This window comes from Gordonia sp. NPDC057258 (genome assembly GCF_042668985.1).
Lineage (GTDB): Bacteria > Actinomycetota > Actinomycetes > Mycobacteriales > Mycobacteriaceae > Gordonia > Gordonia hongkongensis.
The window spans coordinates 40,609-61,711 of sequence record NZ_JBHUXZ010000029.1; the positions used below are offsets into that span (position 1 = coordinate 40,609).

Sequence of the window (21,103 nt, forward strand, 5' to 3'; positions counted from 1 at the left end):
GGCCATGGGCTACTCCTTCGATCTCGACGACGTCGCGTTCCTGCGGTCGCGGCACGGCGAGAAGGCGCTCGACACGGTGGCCGGCCTCGAGCTCACCCCGTCGACGATGCTGGCCGACATCACCGAGGTACGCAGCCGATACGCGCCCCACGACGCCGCGCTGATCGAGACGGTGCAGTGTCGTAGGCGCGCCCGCTCGAAGCTGCGCGATGCCGAGGCGCTCCTGCTCACCGACGACGCCCTGCAGCAGGCGACCGCGTCGGTGGTCGCCGCGCACCGTGCGGCCGAAATCGCGGCGCGGTTCCCGGAATCGGTGGTGCACGACCTGACCTGTTCGATCGGGGCGGAGTTGCGAGAGCTGGTGCGCGCCAACGGCATCTCGGGTGTCATCGGCAGCGACATCGACCGGGTCCGGCTCGCGATGGCGCGTTCCAATTTGCCGGAGGCGACGCTGCTGGTCGCGGACGCGCTCACCCCGACCTCGACCGCGGACGTGCTCCTCGCCGATCCCGCGCGGCGATCGGACGCGGGCCGCATCTTCCGACTCGATCAGCTGACCCCACCGCTCTTCGAGCTGTTGACCACCTACCCCGGCCGCGCGCTCATCGTGAAATGCGCTCCCGGACTGGATCATCAGATGCTGCGAAACCGCTATGGCTTCGACGGCGAGGTCCAGGTCACCTCAGTCGACGGCGGCGTGCGCGAGGCGTGCCTGTGGACGGGCCCGGGTGTGGAGCCCGGCCGGCGGGCCACCGTGCTCCGCACCCGCGCCGACGGAACCATCGCCGAGGTCGAGGTCACCGACCGCGAAGACGACGACGTGCCGGCCGGTGAGGCGGGCGAGTGGATCGTCGACCCGGACGGGGCGATCGTGCGCGCCGGGCTGGTCAAGCACTACGCCCACCGGTCCGGGCTCTGGCAACTCGATCCGCAGATCGCCTATCTCACGGGTGATTCCGTCCCCGACGGCGCCCGCGGATTCCGGGTGATCGAGCAGACGGGCGTGACCGAGAAGGCGCTCCGGAAGGCGCTCGCGGCGCTCGACTGCGGCCCCCTCGAGATCCTCGTCCGCGGACTCGACGTCGACCCCGACCGATTGCGGAAGAAGCTCAAGCTCAGGGGCTCCCGGCCGTTGTCGGTGGTGCTGACCCGGATCGGGCGGAAGGGTGCCGCGTTCATCTGTGAGCCGGGCGTCCGGTTCTGAAACGAACCCGATCACGCAGAGTGCGGGATCGGTATCGGTTTCCGGTACGAATCCCGCACTCTACGAACACCTACTCGAGATCGGCCTTGCTGTCGAAGAAGTACACCTCGCCGAGATTGGTCGCGGTCGCGATCTGTCCGGAGTAGGACACCGAGACGCCGGTCGCGAAACCGCGCGAATTCGGCAGCGGCAGAATCCGTTTCGTCGCGCCGTCGGTCGTGGACACCTCGACCAGGGACAGGGAGTCCTTGCCGGGATCGCGGGCGACCGTCCACGCGGTCTGCTGCTGGGTCAAGGCGGACAGGCTCACCGTCGCCAGATCGGTGCGCTGCCAGACCTGTTCGGCACCATCGCCCCGATCACGCAGCAGGGTCAGCGGGGCGCCGAGCGAACCGGTCGGGATGATCAGACCGTCCGGGGAGACGGTCATCGTCGCGAATCCGTGGCCGCCGATGTCGTAGGTCCACCGCGTCGATCCGTCCTCGGCGTTCAGGGCGACGATCTTGCCGTCGCGCGAGAACGCATAGACGGTCGCGCCGTCGGCCGAGAGCGTCGGGGTCCCGATGACGCCGCTGGGGACGTCGGCCTGCCACGCAGTCCGGACTTCGCGGTTCCCGGCAACGGCGCCGTACTTCATCGCGCGGATCTGCGACGTCGCTGCGCCCTGGGGAAAGAAGTTGAGGAAGAAGCGTTCTCGTTCGGTGTCGACGGCAGCGGGGGCGGGGATCGCGCACTGCGGCCCGTTGCTCACGCAGTCGCCGAAGCCGCGGAGCGGTTGCGCGGGGTCGGCGTCGTCGCGCAGTCTCACCTCAGGCGCGAGGAGTTCGTTGCGCTGGGTGTCGATCAGCAGGATCTGACCCTGTGTGGTGGCGACCAGCACCTCGTTCGGGGCCGCGAACTTCGCCGACAGCGGTACCCCGATCACGCCGGCCCGCCAGCGGATGGCGCCGCCGGCATTGAAGGCGAGAAAGGTCGTCTCCTCGCCGAGATAGGGCTGGTCGTACTGATCGACGAGCATCGCGTTGATCTCGACACCGGCCCGCATGTCCTTGCAGAAGTTCTTGCGTCCGGAGCGGCTGTCGAGCACGAGCACGTTGCATCCCTGCGCCGCATTCGACGTCACGCCCACGTTCCCCTTGCCGGAGATCGTCACCGGCGCGGTGACCGGGCCGCCGGTCGGCCGTGTCCAGCTCAGCGTGAGGTCCTCCGGCACATCGGCATACGCGAAGTTGGCGTTGCCCGGGACGCCCCCGTAGCTGGGCCAGCCGACGCTCGGCACGGAGCGGACGTCGATGTGGCCGTCCGAGCAGGCGGCGAGCGCCATCGAGCACACGGCCGTCAGCGCGACGAGCAGGCGGGTCAGCGCGGATCGGCGGCGTCGAGACACCTGCGGTCGTGCCAAAGCCATCCTGCTCCTCGTCGTCGTGCCCTGTTCAGCGTCGGGTCCAGGCGCCGGGCATGCCATCGAACGGCACTCCGCGCCAGCAGTGAGCCTATCGTGCGCGAAAATCGCGTCGATTAGGGTTTCTGGTCATGACCACCATGTGGAATGCGTCGTACCGGTCCCGCCGGCGCGCAGGCCGACGCCGCGACCCCGACCAGGCGCGTTTTCTCACGCTGGACTCGCTGCGCTGGATCAGACGCAACCGGGCGTACACACCGTGGTACCTCGTGCGCTACTACCGCCTGGCGCGGTTCCGCCTCGCCAATCCGCACATCGTGCTGCGGGGCATGGTGTTCCTCGGGCGCAACGTCGAGATCCACGCGACGCCGGAACTCGCGCGCATGGAGATCGGTCGCTGGGTCCACATCGGCGACGGCAACTCCATCCGCTGCCACGAGGGCAGCCTCCGCATCGGCGACAAGACCGTCTTCGGCTGCAACAACGTGGTGAACTCCTACCTCGACCTCGAGATCGGCGGTTCCACCCTCATCGCCGACTGGTGTTACATCTGCGACTTCGACCACAAGATGGACGACATCACGCTGCCGATCAAAGACCAGGGCATCGTGAAGGGCCCGGTGCGCATCGGGCCGGACACGTGGGTCGCGGCCAAGGTGTCGGTGCTGCGCAACACCATCGTCGGGCGAGGATGCGTGCTGGGCTCGCACGCGGTGGTCAAGGGCGTCATCCCCGACTACGCCATCGCGGTCGGCGCCCCCGCCCGGGTGGTCAAGAACCGGATGGACGACTGGGCCTCGAACGCCGCCGAACGCGCCGAACTCGAACGCGCCCTCGCCGACATCGAACGGAAGAAGGCCGCGGCCGAGCGGGACCCTTCGTGACGCCCTCCGCAGGCTCCGGGCTCCTCAGGGAGCAGGGGGCTATGGCTGGCCCGAGTCCCGTTCTGGCAGCGGACGTTCCGGGATGTCGGGCCGTCCGATCGCGTGCCGGACCCGACGCTTCGCGGCGAGGTGCACGCTCGCGGTGCGCTCGGCGACCTCGGCCCAGGAGAACTCCGCGGTGAGCCGCGCCCGGGCCCGCAGTGCCCGCTGCGCGGCCGCGCCCGGATCGGACAGCGTGGCCCGGACCGCCGCGGCCAGACCGGCGACATCCGCGGGCTCGAACGTCAGCCCGGTGTCCGGCTCGCGAACCGCCTCACCCAGACCCCCGGCCGTGGTCACGATCAAGGGCACGCCGGTCGCCGCCGCCTCCAGCGCCACGATCCCGAACGGCTCGTAGCGACTCGGTAGCACGATGGCGTCGCAGCGGTGCATCAGCGTCACCAGCTCGGTGTGGTCGACCGGGCCGACGAACCGCACCGCCTTGCCGACCCGATGCTTGCGCGCCTGCTCCATCAGCCAGTCTCGCTGGGTGCCGTCACCGGCGATCGTCAGCGTCGTACCCGGATGGCTGCGCCGGATCCGGGGGAGAGCCGCGAGCAGATCCTGCACGCCCTTCTCGTATTCGAGCCGACCCGCGAACAGCAGCTCGGCCGGACCGCTCGTCCGAGCACGTTCGGCGAACGGCCACGTACGGATGTCGATGCCGTTGTGGATCACCGTGATGTCGGTGGCGTCGTAGCCGAACAGTCGGTTCACCTCGTCGCGCATCGACGCCGAACACGTGATGAGAGCATCGGATTCGGACACCAGCCACCACTCGACCGAATGCACCTGCCGGTTCGTCCGGCCGCTCACCCAGCCGCTGTGCCGCCCGGCCTCCGTCGCGTGGATCGTGGAAACCAATGGCACATCGAAGAACTCGGCCAGCGCGATGGCCGGGTGGGCGACCAGCCAATCATGCGCGTGCACGACCTCCGGTACCCATCGCGACCCGATCGCTCCGCTCCCGGCGCCGTGCGGATCCGGCCCGCTCGCTCCGCTTCCGGCGCCGTGCAGAATCCGAAGTCCCGCCCGCACGAAGGCATGCCCCATCGCCAGCGTCCAGGCCATCATGTCCTGCCCGAACTCGAACTCCGGCGGGTCCTCGGCGACGGCCAGAACCCGAACACCCTCGACGACGGTGTCCGTCGTCGGATGACTCACCGCATCGGTCCCCGACGGACGCCGGGTCAGCACGACCACGTCGTGCCCGGCGGCGGCCATCTCGGTGGCGAGGTGATGGACATGCCGGCCGAGTCCGCCCACCACCACCGGCGGGTACTCCCACGACACGAACAACACCTTCATCGGATTCCCCCCTCGACACCGACCCGGTCGGCGGTCAGAGCCGTGTGCAGCCGGCGCGCATCGAGTGCGGGAAAGAGATTGTCGGCACGCGCCCAGGCGGCGGCGAGCGTCTCGGCTGCGTCGTCGCGGCCCCGCATCGCCGCGTCGCTGATTTCGCGGGTGGCATGCGCATGCGTGTGAGCTCGCGACACAGCGTACTGCGCCGCGGTGTCCTTCGACACCATGAACGGCCAGTCCGAGGACACGGTCAGCAGCGCCTCGCGCACGATCTGATCGGCGACCCGGCTGCGTGCATTCACTCGTTGCCGCAGCTTGGCGACCGCGTCGAGCGCCGTCTCGGTGACCTCGGCGTTCAGGTCGACCAGGTGCTGCACGGCCGGGCCGTTCCACACCCGCCAGTCCTTACCCGACCCCCACGACGACCTGGGGAGGTCGATGGGCGCGCCGACGAGCCCGGCCTGCGTTGCGCCCGCGAGTGTCCCGACGGTGACCCCGACCTCGGGCAGACGTCGCAGCACCCGTTCCAGCCAGACCGGGCCCTCATGCCACCAGTGCCCGAACAATTCGGTGTCGAACGCGGCGACCACCAGCGCGGGCCGGCCGATCCGCGCGGACTCGTCGACCAGACGCTGCCGCACATGCGCGACGAAGTCCTCGACGTGCCGGTCGACCACCGCGTCGACGCGAGCCGGGTCGTAGGGCTTCTTGTCCTGCCCGGACACGGTCCGGCCGGTGACCCGGAACCGCTTGAGCCCGGTCTCATGGTCATAGGTGTGGAAATCCCGATAGGCGCCATGACCCGGATAGCCCGACTTCGGCGACCAGACGCGATAGCTCACCGTCAGGTCACGTCCGTAGGCGACGACGACGCTGTCGCCGACGGGGCGTCCCAGCGCGGTGTCGCCGTGCAAGGCGGGCCCGTCGACCATGAAGTGGCGCACGCCCGCTCGGTCGTACTCCGTTTCCATCCCCGGCGCGAAGGCGCACTCGGGTGCCCAGATCCCGGTCGGGTCGACACCCCACCGCGCATGGGCGTCCGCGAGCCCCTCGGTCAGCGAGAATCGGCGCAGTCGCGGGTCGAGCAGCGGTGCGAACGGGTGGGCCAGGGGGCCGCCCAGGATCTCGACGACGCCGCTCGATGCCAGTCCGCGGATCAGTGGCGACGCGCCGTGACGCCATCGGGACGCAAAGGTGTCCAGCGCGCGTTGGGCGTCGAGGTACTCACGGCGGCCCGCCGCGGCTCGGTCGGCGTCGCGGGACATCGCTGCCTGCGTGGCCCGGAGCTGCCAGTCGGCGAGCCACTCGTACATCGACGACGCACAGTGCGGATCGTCGAGCTGCGCGGCCAGCACCGGCGTGATCCCGAGGGAGAGCTGGTCGCTGAAACCGTCGGCGGCCAGCCGCTCGAGCATGTCGAACAGCGGCAGGTACGACGCGGCCCACGACTGATACAGCCACTCCTCGCCGACCGGCCAACGTCCGTGATTGGCCAGCCACGGCAGATGCGAGTGCAGGACCAGCGTGAACTGGCCCGGGACGGGTTCGGTGCGGGTGGTCACCCTCAGCCCCGCAACGCGACGGCGAACAGGTCGAGCGAGTCGTCGATGTCGTACACGCCGGAATCGACGACATCGAAGTCCGCGGCGACCACGCCGGCGACATCCGCGGCCAGCTCGTCCGGCCAGGGCTCGCCGGCGAGCGCACGCTCGATCTGGGCGTCGATGAGCGAACCGCCCCATTTGGTGTCCAGGGCGCGAAGGCGCGGTCCGTGGACGACTCCCCACATCGCGTCGATCACGAAGCCGCCGTCGAGAAGCAGTTCGGTGAGTTCGGCCGCGTCGAGCTCACGGGTGTGGAACGGGTTGAGCGGTGTGTCGCGACCGGGGGAGAAGGTGATGCGGTTGGGCGTCGACATGAGCAGGACCCCGCCCGGACGCAGCACGCGGTGGCATTCGGCGACGAATCGCGGCTGATCCCAGAGGTGTTCGATGACTTGGAAGTTGACCACGATGTCGACCGAGGCGTCGGCGAGGGGGAGGTCGACGAGGTTGCCCTGGTGGACGACGAGCTGGGGATAGCGGCGTCGGGTGTGTTCGACCGCGGCGGCGTCGTAATCGACGCAGACCACCGACGACGCCCCGGCGTCGGCGATCATCGCGGCGCCGTACCCCTCGCCGGAGCCGGCTTCGAGGACGTCGTGGCCCGCGCACCGGTCGGCGATGTGGCGGTAGGCGATCTCGTGGCGCCGGAACCAGTAGTTCTCGGCGGGAATCCCCGGGACCGTCCGCTCGCCGGTCAGCGCCAATTGCTGGTCGGTGTCGAGCGCCTCGAGACCAGTGGTTGCCGTCCCGCGCGACGATCCGAGGTCTGCGTCAGTCATCTGACAGAGAGTAGGGCATGCCCCGGGGACCGCCGGGGCCGTCGTAGCGAGCGAGCGAACGGTAGCGTGCATTGTGTGAGGTAGTCGATGTTTAGTGGAAACATGGGAGACGCTAAAGTGGTGGGGACCCATGGCCTTACCCGCCGGTAAGTTGCCGAACCCGATGCAGGAGGTCGACGTAGACCCATGACAAACATTGTCGTACTGATCAAGCAGGTTCCCGACACATGGTCCGAGCGCAAGTTGTCCGACGACGACTACACCCTGGACCGTGAGGCCGCCGACGCCGTCCTGGACGAGATCAACGAGCGCGCCGTCGAGGAAGCGCTGAAGATCAAGGAGGCCGACGGCGGTGAGGTCACCATCCTGACGGCGGGTCCCGAGCGCGCCACCGACGCCATCCGCAAGGCCCTGTCCATGGGCGCCGACAAGGCGATCCACATCAAGGACGACCTCATGCACGGCTCGGACGCGGTCCAGACCGCCTATGTGCTGGCCCGGGCGCTCGGCACGGTCGAGGGTGTCGAGCTGGTCATCGCCGGCAACGAGGCCACCGACGGTCGCGTCGGCGCCATCCCGGCCATGATCGCCGAGTACCTCGAGCTCCCGCACCTGACCCACCTGCGCAAGCTGACCCTGGAGGGCGAGACCCTCAAGGGCGAGCGGGAGACCGACGACGGCATCTTCCACGTCGAGGCCAGCCTGCCGGCCATCGTCAGCGTGAACGAGAAGATCAACGAACCGCGCTTCCCCTCCTTCAAGGGCATCATGGCCGCCAAGAAGAAGGAGGTCACCGTCCTGACCCTCGCCGAGATCGACGTCGAGGCAAGCGATGTGGGCCTGGAGAACGCCGGCTCGGTCGTGACGGCGAACACCCCGAAGCCGCCGAAGACCGCGGGCGAGCGCGTCACCGACGAAGGCGACGGCGGCACCAAGGTCGCCGAGTACCTGGTCGGCCAGAAGATCATCTGACCTTCTCCACGCAGACCACCGGCGAACCCCCAGACATTCAGGAGAAAACCACCATGGCAGAAGTACTCGTTCTCGTGGAACAGGACGCCGAAGGCGCCCTGAAGAAGGTCACCAGCGAGCTCATCACCGCCGCCCGCGCACTCGGCACCCCGTCGGCGGTCGTCGTCGGCAAGCCCGGCTCGGCCGACGGCATCCTCGACGGACTCAAGGAGGCCGGCGCGGAGAAGATCTACGTCGCCGAGTCCGACGATGCGGGTAGCTACCTCATCACCCCGCAGGTCGACGTGCTGGCCTCGATCGCCGAGACCGCCTCGCCGGCCGGCATCCTCGTCGCGGCCACCGCCGACGGCAAGGAGATCGCCGGCCGCTTGGCCGTGCGCCTCGGCTCTGGCGTCCTCGCCGACATCGTCGACGTCAAGGAAGGCGGCGTGGGCATCCACTCCATCTTCGGTGGCGCCTACACCGTCGACGCCCAGGCCAAGGGCGAGGTCCCGGTCTTCTCGATCCGCCCCGGTGGCGTCGAGGCCGCGCCGCAGGCCGGCGCCGGCGAGCGTGTCGACGTCGAGGTCCCGGCTCAGGAAGAGGGCGCGGTCAAGATCACCAAGGTCGAGCCGAACGTCGGCGGCGATCGTCCCGAACTGACCGAGGCGTCGATCGTCGTCTCGGGTGGTCGCGGTGTCGGCAGCGCCGAGAAGTTCTCCGTCGTCGAAGAACTCGCCGACGTGCTCGGTGCCGCCGTGGGCGCGTCGCGCGCGGCCGTCGACTCCGGTTACTACCCCGGTCAGTTCCAGGTCGGTCAGACCGGTAAGACCGTGTCGCCGCAGCTGTACGTCGCCCTGGGCATCTCGGGCGCCATCCAGCACCGCGCCGGCATGCAGACCTCGAAGACGATCGTGGCCGTCAACAAGGACGAAGAGGCCCCGATCTTCGAGATCGCCGACTACGGCGTTGTCGGCGACCTGTTCAACGTTGCGCCGCAGCTGACCGAAGAGGTCAAGAAGCGCAAGTGATCATGAACTGATCAACTGCAGAACCCGGTGACCCCCGACTCCCCGTCGGGGGTCACCGTGCGTTCGGGGGTCGTTCACCCGCAGGTGGCCGTGGCGAGGCCTGTTCATCCGGTGGCGGCCCGAGTTCATCGAACCCGCACCGACACGACACGCTGCGGTGGTCCCGCCGATGCCCGGTCTCGTTTTCATTCGAGTCATGAACGCCATGCAGTCGCCAGTCCGCACCAGCCATGTCGCGCGCGCTCGGTTCTCGCGGGCCGTGCCGACGACCCTGCTCACCGCGGGGCCCATCCGGGTCCTCGTGTCCGACGATCCCGCCGACATCGTCGCCGCCCAGGAACTGCGGTATCGCGTCTTCGCCGACGAACCCGGCTTCTCCAACTGCATCGGTGACGCGGTCACCGGACGGGACGCCGACCGGTTCGACGCCTTCTGCGAGCACCTCATCGTCCGCCACGCCGACGACGGGGTCGTCGGGTGTGCGCGCCTGCTCTCCCCGGCGCGGGCGATCGCCGCCGGCGGCTGGTACTCGGCCACCGAGTTCGACCTCCGCGAGATGAACGACATCGTCTCCGCCACCGTCGAATTGGGTCGGGCGTGTGTCCACTCCGAGTACCGCGACGGGTCGGTCACCGCGCTGATGTGGGCGGCGCTGCTGCAGTACATGGACGACGCCGACCTGCGATACCTGATGGGCTGTGTGTCGGTGCCCCTGCACACGCCGGGTGAATGGCTGCCGGGGTCGTCGCTGCGCGCCCTGCGCGATCGTCTGCGGGACGACCACCGGGACCCCGAGCGACGTGCCCACCCGCTGGCACCGGCGCGCATCGGCGGACGCCTGCTCGACGACATCGTGCCGTCCGACACTGTCGCGATGCCGGCGCTGATGCGTGGATACCTCCGCCTCGGCGCCCGCATCTGTGGCGAGCCGGCGGTCGACGACGTCTTCGACGTCGCGGACTTCCTGACCCTGCTCGACCGCGAAGGGGCCAACAAGCGATACCTCGACCGGCTGCGATCGAGTGCCCGACGGCTGGGTTCGGCCCGCGCGGATGCCACGCCGGAGCCCGGTGGCGCGGCACGATGACCGCCCTGCTGGTCGGTCCGGTCGGACCTCGCTCCGAGCGTCCCCGACGCGAACACGCCGCGTGTCCGCCTGCCCGCCCGGCCGGCGCGCTCGCGCACCCGTGGTTCCCGATCAGCACCTGTGGCGACGGTTGCATCGGTGCACCGCGGGCCGGGCGGTTCGACGCGGTCTTCGGCGCGACGATCGTCGCGTGGCGTCTGTGCCGACTCGTCGTGGTCGTGGTGTGGATCGTCTGGGCGGCGCTGACCACCGGGGCGGTGGCGCGGCTGCGTCGTCGTCCGCCGCGTCCCCTGCGTCGATCCGCGTCGGGTGCACTGCTGGCGGCCCTGGGCATCGCCGTCCGCGTCGAGGACCGGCGCTGTGGCCCGACCCGCGCCGGACTCGTGGTCGCCAACCACATCTCGTTCCTCGATGTCTTGGCGCTCGCGCTGATCAGCCCTGCTGACGTGGTGGCCAAATCCGATGTCGTCGGGATGCCGGTGGTGTCGTCCCTCGCGCGCCGGTTCGGCGTCATCGCCGTCGACCGCGGCACACTCCGCGGTCTGCCGGGGACGGTCGGCGACGTGGCCGGGCGGCTGCACCGCGACTCGTCGGTGATCGTGTTCCCCGAGGGCACCACGTACTGCGGCCGCTCGGCCGGTGCATTCCGACCCGCGTTCTTCCAGGCCGCGATCGATGCGGACGTGCCGGTCGTGCCGGTGAGGTTGCGTTTCGTCGGCAGCGACGGGACCACCGCGACGGCACCGAGTTTCATCGGCGCCGACACCCCCGCCGACACGCTGCGGCGGGTCCTGCGGGCGCGTGGTCTCGTCGTCACGATGGTCATCCACCCGCCCGAGGAACCCGGCGCAGATCGTCGCGAGCTGGCGCGTCGGTGTGAGCGCGTCGTGGCGGGGCGGTTCCCGGCCGCGGAAAGTGACATCACCCGTTCTCTGATATAGGTTTTCCGGTAGCCGTCCGCAGCTCTGCGGACGATCAACCGCGTACCCCCAGGAGGCCGACGATGACGTCCACTCAGACCCGAGAAGCCGCGCGCGCCAAGTTCTTCGAACTCCGGGACGTCGACGGCCGAGTTGACGACGCCGACCTCGACACCGTGTGGGCGGGACTGTCGCCGCTACGGCCCGAGGAGATGCTCGGCGCATGGAAGGGCGGCGAGTTCACCACCGGGCACGCCATCAACGGTGCGCTCGCCAAGGCCAACTGGTTCGGTAAGACATTCACCTCACGCAGCGACGTCCAACCGCTGGTGTGCCGCGACGAGAACGGCAACCTCTACTCCAACACCACACTCGGCAAGGGCGAGGCCAGCCTGTGGGCGATCGAGTTCCGCGGCGAGATCACCGCATCGATGGTCTACGACGGTCAGCCGGTCATCGACCACTTCAAGCGCGTCGACGACACCACGGTGATGGGGATCATGAACGGCAAAGGCGGAGTCATCGACGGCCGTCACTTGTACTTCTACCTCGAGCGGGTCTGAGGCGGGCTGTCGTTCCGCGTCCGATCGCGGAATTTGTCGGCGACCTACGCGCGTTTATCCTTGCTAGCGATGCCCGTGCCAAGCCGACCGCCCGTGAAGGCGCCTGTCTACCTCGACCACGCCGCTTCGACGCAGATGCTGCCCGAAGCCGTCGAGGCGATGACGGCCGTCTTCGCGCAGCCGGGTAACGCCTCGTCGCTGCACGGATCCGGTCGCACCGCACGTCGTCGGCTCGAGGAGGCGCGCGAGGCCATCGCCGCGGCGGTCGGTGCCCGGCCCTCCGAGGTCGTCTTCACCGGCGGCGGCACCGAGGCCGACAACCTGGCGGTCAAGGGGATCTACTGGGCACAGCGGAACGCCGATCCTCGCCGTCGCCGGATCATCACCTCGGCGATCGAACATCACGCCGTCCTCGACCCCGCGCAGTGGCTGGCCGAGCAGGCCGGAGCCGAGCTCGTCCTGCTCCCGGTCGACGCCGACGGTGTCGTCTCGCCCGCCGACCTGCGCGCGGAGCTCGAGGAGCACGCCGCCGAGACCGCTCTCATCTCGCTGATGTGGGCCAACAACGAGGTCGGCACGATCCAACCGATCGCCGAGCTCGCCGCGGTCGGGTCCGAATTCGGCGTCCCGGTGCATTCCGACGCGATCCAGGCCGTCGGCCATCTGCCGGTCGACTTCGCCGCGAGCGGCCTCTCGGCGCTCAGCCTGACCGCCCACAAGTTCGGCGGGCCGCAGGGTGTCGGCGCCCTGCTGCTGGGTCGCGATGTCGGGTGTGTGCCGCTGCTGCACGGCGGCGGCCACGAACGCGACGTGCGCTCGGGAACCCAGGACGTCGCCGGTGCGGCCGGCATGGCCGCCGCACTGTCGTGGTGCGTCGAGCACCTCGACGAGAACACCGCGCACGTCCGCGCCCTGCAGACCCGGCTGACCGACATTCTCCTCGGCGTCGACGGAACGGTGCGGAACGGTGCCGACGGCGATCGTCGCCTCCCGGGGAACGTGCACGTGTCGTTCGCCGGTTGTGAGGGTGACTCGCTGCTCATGCTTCTCGACGCCAAGGGCGTCGAGTGTTCCACCGGATCGGCCTGCACCGCCGGGGTCGCCCAGGCCAGCCATGTCCTCCTGGCGATGGGTCTGGACATGGCCGACGCGCGGTCGTCGCTGCGGTTCTCCCTCGGCCACACCACCACCGAGGCCGACATCGACGCGGTCGCCGCGGTCATCGACGAGGTCGTCGACCGGGCGCGGGCGGCCGGACTGGTCTCGGTCCCCGGCGGAAGGATCTCCTGATGCGCGTATTGGCAGCGATGAGCGGCGGCGTCGACTCGGCGGTTGCCGCGGCCCGGGCGGTCGAGGCCGGTCACGAGGTGGTCGGAGTTCATCTGGCGTTGTCGACGGCTCCGGGTGCGCTGCGCACCGGTTCGCGCGGATGCTGCTCGCGCGAGGACGCCTCCGACGCCCGCCGCGCCGCCGATGTCCTCGGAATCCCGTTCTACGTGTGGGATTTCGCCGACCGGTTCAAGGACGATGTGATCGACGAGTTCGTCGAGGCCTACGCGGCCGGACGCACCCCGAACCCGTGTCTGACGTGCAACGAGAAGATCAAGTTCGCGGCCCTCGCCGACAAGGCGATGGCGCTCGGCTTCGACGCGCTGGCCACCGGTCACTACGCGCAACTGACCGACGGCGAGTTACGACGAGCGGTCGACGCCGACAAGGACCAGTCGTATGTGCTGGCCGTGCTGACGCGTGATCAGCTGTCGCGGGCGATGTTCCCGATCGGTGACACCCCGAAGTCCGAGATCCGGGCCGAGGCGGCCCGGCGCGGCCTGGCCGTCGCGGACAAGCCGGACTCCCACGACATCTGCTTCATCCCGAGCGGTGACACCCGCGCGTTCCTCGGAGCCCGCATCGGTGTCCGGCCGGGCGCGATCGTGGACGCGACGTCGGGCGAGCGCCTCGCCGAGCACGACGGGGTCCACGGTTTCACCATCGGGCAGCGCAAGGGCCTGGGGGTCGAGGCGCCGGCCGCCGACGGCAAGCCCCGCTATGTCACCGAGATCGACCCGGATTCGGGAACGGTGACGGTCGGGACGGCAGCCGATCTGCAGGTCTGGGGCATCACCGCGACGCGCGCGGTCTGGACCTCCGGGGTCACTCCGGACGAACCCTTCGACGCGATGGTGCAGGTGCGAGCCCACGGCGGGCTCGCGCCGGTGCGCGCGACCGCCACCACGATCGACGGTGAACCCGGTATCGACATAGCGCTGCAGGAGCCGCTCACCGGCGTCGCCCGCGGTCAGGCCGCGGTGCTGTACCTGCCCGATGCCCGACGCGGCGACCAGGTCGTCGGGTGCGGACGCATCGCCACCACCTCGTCGCAGCCGACTGTCGTCGCGTCTCGGTGACCGGAGCGGCACTGCCCACCGGAGTGGGCACCGGCGTGGGGTCGATGCCCGGCACCGACGCACGTGCCGCCGCCGCGGTGGTGAACGGCGAACTCGATCTCGCCCACCTCGTCGAACTGCCCGCGCGAGGTATCGGTGCGGACCTGATCGGCCGGATGGCGGCGATCCTCGTCGGCCTGCCGATGGACACCGCGACATGGGGTTACCGGCTGGCGCAACGCCACTCCCGCCTGGCCCGACGCGCCGCGGACCTGCTTGCCGAGGACCTCGACGTCGTCGAGGAACTCTGGGAGACAGCGGGTTTCATCGGTACCGGCCGCACCTTCAAGGTGCAGGTGGCCGGTCCGTTCACCACCTCGGCATCTGTCGAGCTGACGAACGGGCAACGAGTCCTGAAAGACCACGGAGCCGTCCGCGACATCGTCGAGTCGACGGCGGAGGGTGTGCGCGAGCACGTCGCCGAGGTGGAACGCCGACTTGGTGCGCGCGTGGTGGTCCAGATCGACGAGCCGATGGTCGGCCAGGTCATCGACGGCACGGTGAAGCCACTGACCCGCTTCGACCCCATCCGGGCGATACCGGCGGTCGAGGTGGCTCGCGCACTCACCGAACTCGTCGACCACGTCGGCGTCCCGGTGGTCTTGCACGATTGCGGCACACCGCGGTGGGACCTCCTCGAACATCTTCCCGGGGTTGCGTATTCGATCGACATCACCACACCGTCGGCGACCGATCTCGACGGGATCGGGATGCTCGTCGACCGCGGCGGCGTCCTGCTCGCAGGTCGTGTGCCGTCGACCGCGCCCGATCGTCCGCTGGCCGCCGAACACGTGGCGACCGAACTCGCCGCGCTGACCGACCGCATCGGGCTGGACCGCAAAGTGTTGTCGGACAACGTGATCGTGACGCCGACCTGTGGTCTGGCCGGGGCATCGACGAAGTGGGCCAAGACGGCGCTGGCGATCACCGCGGAGGCCGGTCAGCTGCTCGGCAGCGATCCCTCCGCGCTCTGAAAACCCCTGCGGGTCCGACGTCGCGGACCTATTCTCGTCGGTATGCCGCACCCGATCATGTTCGACGACGCGGATCCCTATCTGGGCCGCATACGGGAGATCGCGCTCGCGCTGCCCGACGCAACCGAGGTCGTCGCGCACGGTCGCCCGACCTTCCGCTGCGGCAAGATGTTCGGCAACTACGGCGGTGGCGTCAAGGGCAGCAAGGTGCGTCACGATCAATCGATCCTGGTCCTCGCCGACGACTCCGAGCGGCCCGCGCTGCTGGACGATCCGCGGTTCTTCCTGCCCGCCTACCTCGGGCCGGCCGGCTGGGTGGGGCTGATCCTCGACGACGAGACCGACTGGGACGAGGTCGCCGAACTCCTCGACACGAGTTACCGCCAGATCGCACCCAAACGGTCGGTGGCGAAGCTCGGTCCGTTGTGATCGTCGGCGCGGAAACTCCCGCGGTCCCGTCTCCGTCCCGCTGATCGGATCCGATCAGCGGGAGGGAAGCAGTACCGCGCGAACGAGGCATCGGTTGACGAGCTGGGTCTGTCCCACCACTCCGATACCCTCGGAACGTGGCAGATACAACGGAGTCGGGTCAGCCGGTCACCGAGCAGTCGGGGCCGGAGGCGGACCTGCGTGAGGAGTGGACCGCGCTCGCCGAGGAGATCCGCGAGCACCAGTTCCGCTACTACGTGAAGGACGCGCCGGTCATCACCGACGGCGAGTTCGATCAGCTTCTCCGACGCCTGCAGGCGCTCGAGGACGCGCATCCCGAACTCGCGACCGCCGACTCACCCACCAAGCTCGTCGGGGGTGGCTTCTCCACGGCGTTCTCCGCAGTGGACCACCTCGAGCGAATGATGTCGCTGGACAACGTCTTCGACCACGACGAGATGCGCGCCTGGGTCGACCGCGTGGTCGCCGACGCCGGCGCCCGGGCCGACTTCCTCTGCGAGCTCAAGATCGACGGCGTGGCCCTGGCGCTGGTCTACCGGAACGGGGTTCTCGAGCGAGGTGTCACCCGTGGCGACGGACGCACCGGTGAGGACGTCTCACTGAACGCGCGCACCATCGACGACATCCCGATGCGCCTGACCGAGTCCCCGGAGTACCCGATTCCCGAGGTCCTCGAGGTGCGTGGCGAGGTCTTCTTCCGGGTGGAGGACTTCGAGGCGCTCAACGCCTCGCTCCTGGCGGAGGGCAAGCCGCCGTTCGCGAACCCGCGCAACTCGGCCGCCGGCTCGCTGCGGCAGAAGAATCCGCAGGTCACGGCCCGTCGCAAGCTGCGGATGATCTGTCACGGGATCGGGCACACCGAGGGTTGGCGACCGGAGTCGTTGCACGACGCCTACCTGGCGCTCGGGGCCTGGGGTCTGCCGGTGTCGACCCACACCACCAAGGTGTCCGGCGCCGACGAGATCATCGACAAGATCGCCTACTGGGGCGAACACCGTCACGACGTCGAGCACGAGATCGACGGCATCGTGGTCAAGGTCGACGACGTCACCGTGCAGCGTCGCCTCGGTTCCACCTCGCGGGCGCCGCGGTGGGCGATCGCCTACAAGTACCCGCCCGAGGAGGCCACCACCAAGCTCTCCGACATCCAGGTCAACGTCGGACGCACGGGCCGGGTCACACCCTTCGCAGTCCTCGAACCCGTGCTGGTCGCCGGGTCCACGGTCTCGCGCGCGACCCTGCACAACGGTTCGGAGGTCAAGCGCAAGGGCGTGCTGATCGGGGACACCGTCACGATCCGCAAGGCCGGCGACGTGATTCCCGAGGTCCTCGGGCCCGTCGTCGATCTCCGCGACGGCACCGAGGTGGAGTTCGAGATGCCCGAACTGTGCCCGGCCTGCGAGACGCCGCTGCGTCCCGAAAAGGAGAGCGACGCCGACCTCCGCTGTCCGAACCAGGAGAGTTGTCCGGCCCAGTTGCGCGAGCGGCTCTTCCACCTGGCCGGTCGGGGTTCCTTCGACATCGAGGCGCTCGGCTACGAGGCCGCGTCGGCCCTGCTGTCGGCGGGGGTGCTCACCAACGAGGGTGACCTCTTCTCGCTGACGGCCGAGGACCTGATCCGCACGGATCTGTTCACCACCAAGGCGGGGGCGCTCTCGGCCAACGGCAAGCGGTTGCTGGCGAACCTCGACAAAGCCAAGGACGTGGCGCTGTGGCGCGTGCTGGTCGGGCTGTCGATCCGCCATGTCGGGCCCACCGCCGCCCGCGCCCTCGCCACCGAATTCGGTTCCCTCGAGGCCATCGAGGCCGCCGACATCGACCAGCTCGCCGGCGTAGAGGGGTTGGGAATGACCCTCGCCCAGTCGATCCACGACTGGTTCACCGTCGACTGGCATCGAGACATCGTCGAGAAGTGGCGCGCCGCAGGCGTTTCCATGGAAGACGAGCGCGACGAGTCGATCCCGCGGACCCTCGAGGGCAAGACGATCGTCGTGACGGGTTCGCTGGTGGACTTCTCCCGTGACGGGGCCAAGGAGGCGATCCTGCAACGCGGCGGCAAGGCGTCGGGTTCGGTGTCGAAGAAGACCGACTACGTGGTGGTGGGGGATTCGCCGGGCACCAAGGCCGACAAGGCCGAACAGCTCGGCGTGCCGGTGCTCGACGAGGACGCGTTCAAGAAGTTGCTGGAGACCGGCAGCCCCGAGTGACCGTCGATCAGCCCAGAGCGGACTCGAACGCGCGGAAGGCACGCTGGTCGAAAAGGACGAAACGGACCTCCTCGATCGAGGTCTCCGGCAGCGTGGCACGCACCGTGTCGACCGCCTTGCGGGCGCCGTCGTCCATCGGCCAGCCGTACACGCCGGTCGAGATCGCCGGGAAGGCGATGGTGGTGGCACCGAGTTCGGTTGCGAGGCGCAGGGACTCGCGGTAGCAGGAGACGAGCAGGGATGAACGGTCCTCGTCGTAGGAGTGCACCGGTCCGACCGTGTGGATGACCCAACGTGCGTCGAGGTCTCCCGCGGTGGTGGCCACGGCCTCGCCGACGGGTAGTCCACGTTCGTAGGTGCCCGCCCGCAGCTCCTTGCACTCGGCGAGGATCGCCGGGCCGCCCCGCCGGTGGATCGCGCCGTCGACACCGCCGCCGCCCAGCAGTGTGGAGTTCGCGGCATTCACGATCGCGTCGACCGACTGTGTCGTGATGTCGCCCTGTATCAACGTGATGGACGTCATCAGACCATGATGCCTCCGGATCGACCGGCTGTGGCTAACTCTCGGCGCGCAGCACGGTACTGACGATCCCGGCGAGATAACCGAGTCGGGCGACCTCCGACGGCCGGAAGTCCGGTCCGCCGATGCGTCCGAGCAGGATCGCCTTCGACTCCGAGCCCAGGGGAGCCGCCGCGAGACGGGTGTCCATGTCCTGCCAGGCGCCGGGCACCCAGTCGCCGTCGGCGTCCAGCTCGACGGCTCTCTCGAGCGGTAGCCAATCCGCCCTGGTCAGCGGGGTCTCCGGGGCGCCGGACGAGCCGAAGAGCTGCAGCACGCCGCCGCTGGCGGGTGTGACCACCATCGCCCAGGAGACGCGCAGGACGCGGGGCGCGTTGTCCACCAGGATCTGCAACCGGTCACGTCCGGCAGTGGCCACCTGATCGACCAACTCGAGTTCACGATGGGTGTCCAGCACGCCCGAGTAGGGGCGGATCGAGTCGACACGGACGCCGTTGACCTTCTCGGCCGCGGTGATCAGGCTGTCGGGCAGCGCCCCGGGCGCCACCTCGACGACGAGGTCGTCCACGGCGTAACCGTTGCCGCGCTCGACGACCTCGAGGGACAGGATGTCTGCGCCGACCGAGCCGAGCTGCACGGCGAGCACGCCGAGGCTGCCCGGCCGGTCTTCGAGATAGACCCGCAACAGGTAGGACACGTGCGACATTCTCGCACCCACGCGCCGGCGGCGCGCAGTGCACGGCTGCCAACCGGTGGCTGGGGGAAGCGGTCGTCGCGGGTTCCCATAGTCTGGAGACGTCGCCCAGACGCCGACACGACATCGGTCGACGACACGGCGGGGGACGGCGAGACCCGAACGAAGAGTGATGGAAGGAAGGACGCTGCGGTGGCTGGCGAACCGAAGTCCATATCGCGCAACGAAGTCGCGCATCTGGCGCGTCTGTCGCGCCTGGCGTTGAGCGAGGACGAACTCGATGTCTACGCCGAGCAGCTGGACTCGATCCTGACCCACGTCGCGTCGGTGTCGGAAGTGGCCGCCGACGACGTGCCCGGCACGGCCCACCCGGCCGAACTGGCGAATGTGCTGCGCCCCGATGTCGTCGTCCCGGGGCTGACGACCGACGCCGCGCTGTCCGGTGCACCGGCCGTCGAGCAGGACCGTTTCGCGGTTCCGCAGATCCTGGGAGAAGAGCAGTGAGTCCCGATTCCAGCGCCGCCGCGCCGCGTCCCGACGGTGATCTGACCGGGTTGTCCGCCGCCGAACTCGCCACCCGGATCGGTGCCCGCGAGGTCAGCTCGGTGGAGGTCACCCAGGCCCACCTCGACCGTATCGCCGAGATCGACGACCGACTCGGCGCGTTCCTCCACGTCAGTGGCGCCGAAGCGCTGGTCGCCGCAAAAGCCGCCGACGACGCGATCGCCGCCGGGGACGCCCCGTCGGCCCTCGCCGGTGTACCGATCGCCCTCAAGGACGTCTTCACCACCACCGACGCACCGACCACGTGCGGGTCCAAGATCCTCGAGGGTTGGGTTCCGCCCTACGACGCCACGGTCACCGCACGCCTGCGCGCCGCGGGCATCCCGATCCTGGGCAAGACCAACATGGACGAGTTCGCGATGGGCAGCTCGACCGAGAACTCCGCCTACCAGCTCACCCGGAACCCGTGGGATCCCAGCAAGATCCCGGGTGGTTCGGGGGGTGGCAGCGCCGCCGCGCTGGCCTCGTACCAGGCCCCGCTGGCGATCGGTACCGACACCGGGGGCTCGATCCGGCAGCCGGCCGCGGTCACCGCGACGGTCGGCGTCAAGCCCACGTACGGCACGGTCTCGCGCTACGGGCTCGTGGCGTGCGCCTCGTCGCTCGACCAGGGCGGCCCGTGTGGCCGTACCGTCCTCGACACCGCGATGCTGCACGAGATCATCGCCGGGCACGACCCGCGGGACTCGACCTCGATCGATGTGCCGGTGCCCGACGTCGTCTCGGCGGCCCGCGAAGGGGCCGAGCGGGATCTCGCCGGCGTCCGGATCGGTGTCGTCACCGAACTGCAGGGCGAGGGTTACCAGTCCGGCGTGCTCGACTCCTTCCACCAGGCCGTCAAGCTCCTCGAGGAGCGCGGCGCCGAGGTGGTCGAGGTCAGCTGTCCGCACTTCACCTACGCGCTGGGTGCCTACTACCTGATCCTCCCGTCGGAGGTGTCGTCGAACCTCGCGCGGTTCGACGCGATGCGCTACGGACTGCGGGTCGGCGACGACGGCTCGCATTCGGCCGACGAGGTCATGGCATTGTCCCGGGAACAGGGATTCGGTCCAGAGGTCAAGCGCCGCATCATGATCGGGACCTACGCGTTGTCCTCGGGCTACTACGACGCCTACTACGGCCAGGCGCAGAAGGTGCGCACCCTGATCTCTCGCGACTTCGCCACGGCCTTCGAGAAGGTCGACGTGCTCATCTCGCCGACCACGCCGACCACCGCGTTCCCGATCGGGGAAAAGGTCGACGACCCACTCGCGATGTACCTGTTCGACCTGTGCACGCTGCCGGTGAACCTCGCCGGCATCGGGTCGATGTCGGTGCCGTCGGGGCTGTCGGTCGACGACGGCATGCCCGTCGGGCTGCAGATCATGGCGCCCGCCCTGGCCGACGACCGGCTGTACCGCGTGGGCGCGTCCTACGAAGCGGCTCGGGGGCCGATCGTCTGACGACCGGGGCGGCGTGCCGTCCTCGGTGCACGCCGC

20 protein-coding genes are annotated in these 21,103 nt (G+C 69.4%); 14 read left to right on the forward strand and 6 right to left on the reverse strand.

Annotation, left to right across the window (positions count from 1 at the left end; all coding sequences use genetic code 11):
• The first annotated feature begins 4 nt into the window (after window positions 1-4).
• Window positions 5-1,204, forward strand: a complete 1,200-nt coding sequence (locus ACFUEJ_RS18220) for a class I SAM-dependent methyltransferase (RefSeq protein ID WP_165629813.1) — start codon at window positions 5-7, stop codon at window positions 1,202-1,204.
• A 70-nt stretch (window positions 1,205-1,274) separates the two neighbouring features.
• Here the strand turns inward: ACFUEJ_RS18220 and ACFUEJ_RS18225 are convergent, their stop codons facing one another.
• Window positions 1,275-2,612: a PQQ-binding-like beta-propeller repeat protein gene (locus ACFUEJ_RS18225; protein ID WP_165629814.1), complete on the reverse strand. Its 1,338-nt coding sequence runs from the start codon at window positions 2,610-2,612 to the stop codon at window positions 1,275-1,277.
• Window positions 2,613-2,737: 125 nt separating this feature from the next.
• Between ACFUEJ_RS18225 and ACFUEJ_RS18230 the strand changes: the two genes are divergently transcribed.
• A complete protein-coding gene (locus tag ACFUEJ_RS18230; RefSeq protein WP_065632672.1) occupies window positions 2,738-3,490 on the forward strand; it encodes an acyltransferase in 753 nt (250 codons plus the stop codon).
• Between the two features lie 39 nt (window positions 3,491-3,529).
• Here ACFUEJ_RS18230 and ACFUEJ_RS18235 read toward each other — a convergent pair whose 3' ends face one another.
• The 3 genes from ACFUEJ_RS18235 to ACFUEJ_RS18245 are packed head-to-tail and all read right to left on the reverse strand — an operon-like array spanning window position 3,530 to window position 7,217.
• On the reverse strand, window positions 3,530-4,837 hold the full coding sequence (locus ACFUEJ_RS18235; protein ID WP_068970700.1) for a glycosyltransferase family 4 protein: 1,308 nt from the start codon (window positions 4,835-4,837) through the stop codon (window positions 3,530-3,532).
• Window positions 4,834-6,396: a glycoside hydrolase family 57 protein gene (locus tag ACFUEJ_RS18240; RefSeq protein WP_068970699.1), complete on the reverse strand. Its 1,563-nt coding sequence runs from the start codon at window positions 6,394-6,396 to the stop codon at window positions 4,834-4,836. The genes ACFUEJ_RS18235 and ACFUEJ_RS18240 overlap by 4 nt, the downstream gene beginning before the upstream one ends.
• A gap of 2 nt (window positions 6,397-6,398) precedes the next feature.
• On the reverse strand, window positions 6,399-7,217 hold the full coding sequence (locus ACFUEJ_RS18245) for a bifunctional 2-polyprenyl-6-hydroxyphenol methylase/3-demethylubiquinol 3-O-methyltransferase UbiG (RefSeq protein WP_068970698.1): 819 nt from the start codon (window positions 7,215-7,217) through the stop codon (window positions 6,399-6,401).
• Between the two features lie 186 nt (window positions 7,218-7,403).
• Between ACFUEJ_RS18245 and ACFUEJ_RS18250 the strand changes: the two genes are divergently transcribed.
• From ACFUEJ_RS18250 to ligA, 10 genes are all read left to right on the forward strand, one after another.
• Window positions 7,404-8,189 carry an electron transfer flavoprotein subunit beta/FixA family protein gene (locus tag ACFUEJ_RS18250; protein ID WP_004019278.1) on the forward strand — a complete coding sequence of 262 codons (786 nt, stop codon included), beginning with the start codon at window positions 7,404-7,406 and terminating at the stop codon, window positions 8,187-8,189.
• A gap of 53 nt (window positions 8,190-8,242) precedes the next feature.
• Entirely contained in the window at window positions 8,243-9,199 is a 957-nt protein-coding gene (locus ACFUEJ_RS18255; protein ID WP_068970697.1) for an electron transfer flavoprotein subunit alpha/FixB family protein, read from the forward strand.
• Window positions 9,200-9,299: 100 nt separating this feature from the next.
• On the forward strand, window positions 9,300-10,286 hold the full coding sequence (locus ACFUEJ_RS18260; RefSeq protein ID WP_165630808.1) for a GNAT family N-acetyltransferase: 987 nt from the start codon (window positions 9,300-9,302) through the stop codon (window positions 10,284-10,286).
• Window positions 10,283-11,227: a 1-acyl-sn-glycerol-3-phosphate acyltransferase gene (locus ACFUEJ_RS18265; RefSeq protein ID WP_165629815.1), complete on the forward strand. Its 945-nt coding sequence runs from the start codon at window positions 10,283-10,285 to the stop codon at window positions 11,225-11,227. The genes ACFUEJ_RS18260 and ACFUEJ_RS18265 overlap by 4 nt, the downstream gene beginning before the upstream one ends.
• A gap of 62 nt (window positions 11,228-11,289) precedes the next feature.
• A complete protein-coding gene (locus ACFUEJ_RS18270) occupies window positions 11,290-11,769 on the forward strand; it encodes a DUF4334 domain-containing protein (RefSeq protein ID WP_159371154.1) in 480 nt (159 codons plus the stop codon).
• Between the two features lie 69 nt (window positions 11,770-11,838).
• Window positions 11,839-13,059, forward strand: coding sequence for a cysteine desulfurase family protein (locus ACFUEJ_RS18275; protein WP_175401208.1), 1,221 nt, complete (start codon window positions 11,839-11,841; stop codon window positions 13,057-13,059).
• Window positions 13,059-14,177 (forward strand): tRNA 2-thiouridine(34) synthase MnmA, encoded by a 1,119-nt coding sequence (gene mnmA, locus ACFUEJ_RS18280; RefSeq protein ID WP_058252159.1) that lies wholly within the window; start codon window positions 13,059-13,061, stop codon window positions 14,175-14,177. The genes ACFUEJ_RS18275 and mnmA overlap by 1 nt, the downstream gene beginning before the upstream one ends.
• Window positions 14,174-15,190: a vitamin-B12 independent methionine synthase gene (locus tag ACFUEJ_RS18285; protein ID WP_288811326.1), complete on the forward strand. Its 1,017-nt coding sequence runs from the start codon at window positions 14,174-14,176 to the stop codon at window positions 15,188-15,190. Before mnmA ends, ACFUEJ_RS18285 begins: the two co-directional genes overlap by 4 nt.
• Before the next feature lie 42 nt (window positions 15,191-15,232).
• Entirely contained in the window at window positions 15,233-15,619 is a 387-nt protein-coding gene (locus ACFUEJ_RS18290) for an MmcQ/YjbR family DNA-binding protein (protein WP_058252158.1), read from the forward strand.
• Window positions 15,620-15,756: 137 nt separating this feature from the next.
• Window positions 15,757-17,847 carry an NAD-dependent DNA ligase LigA gene (gene ligA / locus ACFUEJ_RS18295; protein WP_388030995.1) on the forward strand — a complete coding sequence of 697 codons (2,091 nt, stop codon included), beginning with the start codon at window positions 15,757-15,759 and terminating at the stop codon, window positions 17,845-17,847.
• A gap of 7 nt (window positions 17,848-17,854) precedes the next feature.
• Here the strand turns inward: ligA and ACFUEJ_RS18300 are convergent, their stop codons facing one another.
• Together ACFUEJ_RS18300 and ACFUEJ_RS18305 are read right to left on the reverse strand one after the other, a co-directional pair.
• Window positions 17,855-18,370 (reverse strand): O-acetyl-ADP-ribose deacetylase, encoded by a 516-nt coding sequence (locus tag ACFUEJ_RS18300; RefSeq protein WP_165629819.1) that lies wholly within the window; start codon window positions 18,368-18,370, stop codon window positions 17,855-17,857.
• A gap of 34 nt (window positions 18,371-18,404) precedes the next feature.
• Complete coding sequence (locus ACFUEJ_RS18305; RefSeq protein ID WP_065632686.1) at window positions 18,405-19,073, reverse strand: amino acid-binding protein; 669 nt, start codon at window positions 19,071-19,073, stop codon at window positions 18,405-18,407.
• Window positions 19,074-19,253: 180 nt separating this feature from the next.
• On the opposite strand from ACFUEJ_RS18305, the gene gatC reads away from it, so the two are divergent.
• A complete protein-coding gene (gatC, locus tag ACFUEJ_RS18310) occupies window positions 19,254-19,565 on the forward strand; it encodes an Asp-tRNA(Asn)/Glu-tRNA(Gln) amidotransferase subunit GatC (RefSeq protein WP_065632687.1) in 312 nt (103 codons plus the stop codon).
• On the forward strand, window positions 19,562-21,067 hold the full coding sequence (gene gatA, locus ACFUEJ_RS18315; protein WP_288811317.1) for an Asp-tRNA(Asn)/Glu-tRNA(Gln) amidotransferase subunit GatA: 1,506 nt from the start codon (window positions 19,562-19,564) through the stop codon (window positions 21,065-21,067). Before gatC ends, gatA begins: the two co-directional genes overlap by 4 nt.
• The last annotated feature ends 36 nt before the right edge of the window (window positions 21,068-21,103 follow it).

Coding starts and splice junctions, on each gene's coding strand:
- ACFUEJ_RS18220 (WP_165629813.1), top strand. CDS start 5: ATGGGCTACTCCTTCGATCTCGACGACGTCGCGTTCCTGCGGTCGCGG.
- ACFUEJ_RS18225 (WP_165629814.1), bottom strand. CDS start 2,612: ATGGCTTTGGCACGACCGCAGGTGTCTCGACGCCGCCGATCCGCGCTG.
- ACFUEJ_RS18230 (WP_065632672.1), top strand. CDS start 2,738: ATGACCACCATGTGGAATGCGTCGTACCGGTCCCGCCGGCGCGCAGGC.
- ACFUEJ_RS18235 (WP_068970700.1), bottom strand. CDS start 4,837: ATGAAGGTGTTGTTCGTGTCGTGGGAGTACCCGCCGGTGGTGGTGGGC.
- ACFUEJ_RS18245 (WP_068970698.1), bottom strand. CDS start 7,217: ATGACTGACGCAGACCTCGGATCGTCGCGCGGGACGGCAACCACTGGT.
- ACFUEJ_RS18250 (WP_004019278.1), top strand. CDS start 7,404: ATGACAAACATTGTCGTACTGATCAAGCAGGTTCCCGACACATGGTCC.
- ACFUEJ_RS18255 (WP_068970697.1), top strand. CDS start 8,243: ATGGCAGAAGTACTCGTTCTCGTGGAACAGGACGCCGAAGGCGCCCTG.
- ACFUEJ_RS18265 (WP_165629815.1), top strand. CDS start 10,283: ATGACCGCCCTGCTGGTCGGTCCGGTCGGACCTCGCTCCGAGCGTCCC.
- ACFUEJ_RS18270 (WP_159371154.1), top strand. CDS start 11,290: ATGACGTCCACTCAGACCCGAGAAGCCGCGCGCGCCAAGTTCTTCGAA.
- ACFUEJ_RS18275 (WP_175401208.1), top strand. CDS start 11,839: ATGCCCGTGCCAAGCCGACCGCCCGTGAAGGCGCCTGTCTACCTCGAC.
- mnmA (WP_058252159.1), top strand. CDS start 13,059: ATGCGCGTATTGGCAGCGATGAGCGGCGGCGTCGACTCGGCGGTTGCC.
- ACFUEJ_RS18290 (WP_058252158.1), top strand. CDS start 15,233: ATGCCGCACCCGATCATGTTCGACGACGCGGATCCCTATCTGGGCCGC.
- ACFUEJ_RS18300 (WP_165629819.1), bottom strand. CDS start 18,370: ATGACGTCCATCACGTTGATACAGGGCGACATCACGACACAGTCGGTC.
- ACFUEJ_RS18305 (WP_065632686.1), bottom strand. CDS start 19,073: ATGTCGCACGTGTCCTACCTGTTGCGGGTCTATCTCGAAGACCGGCCG.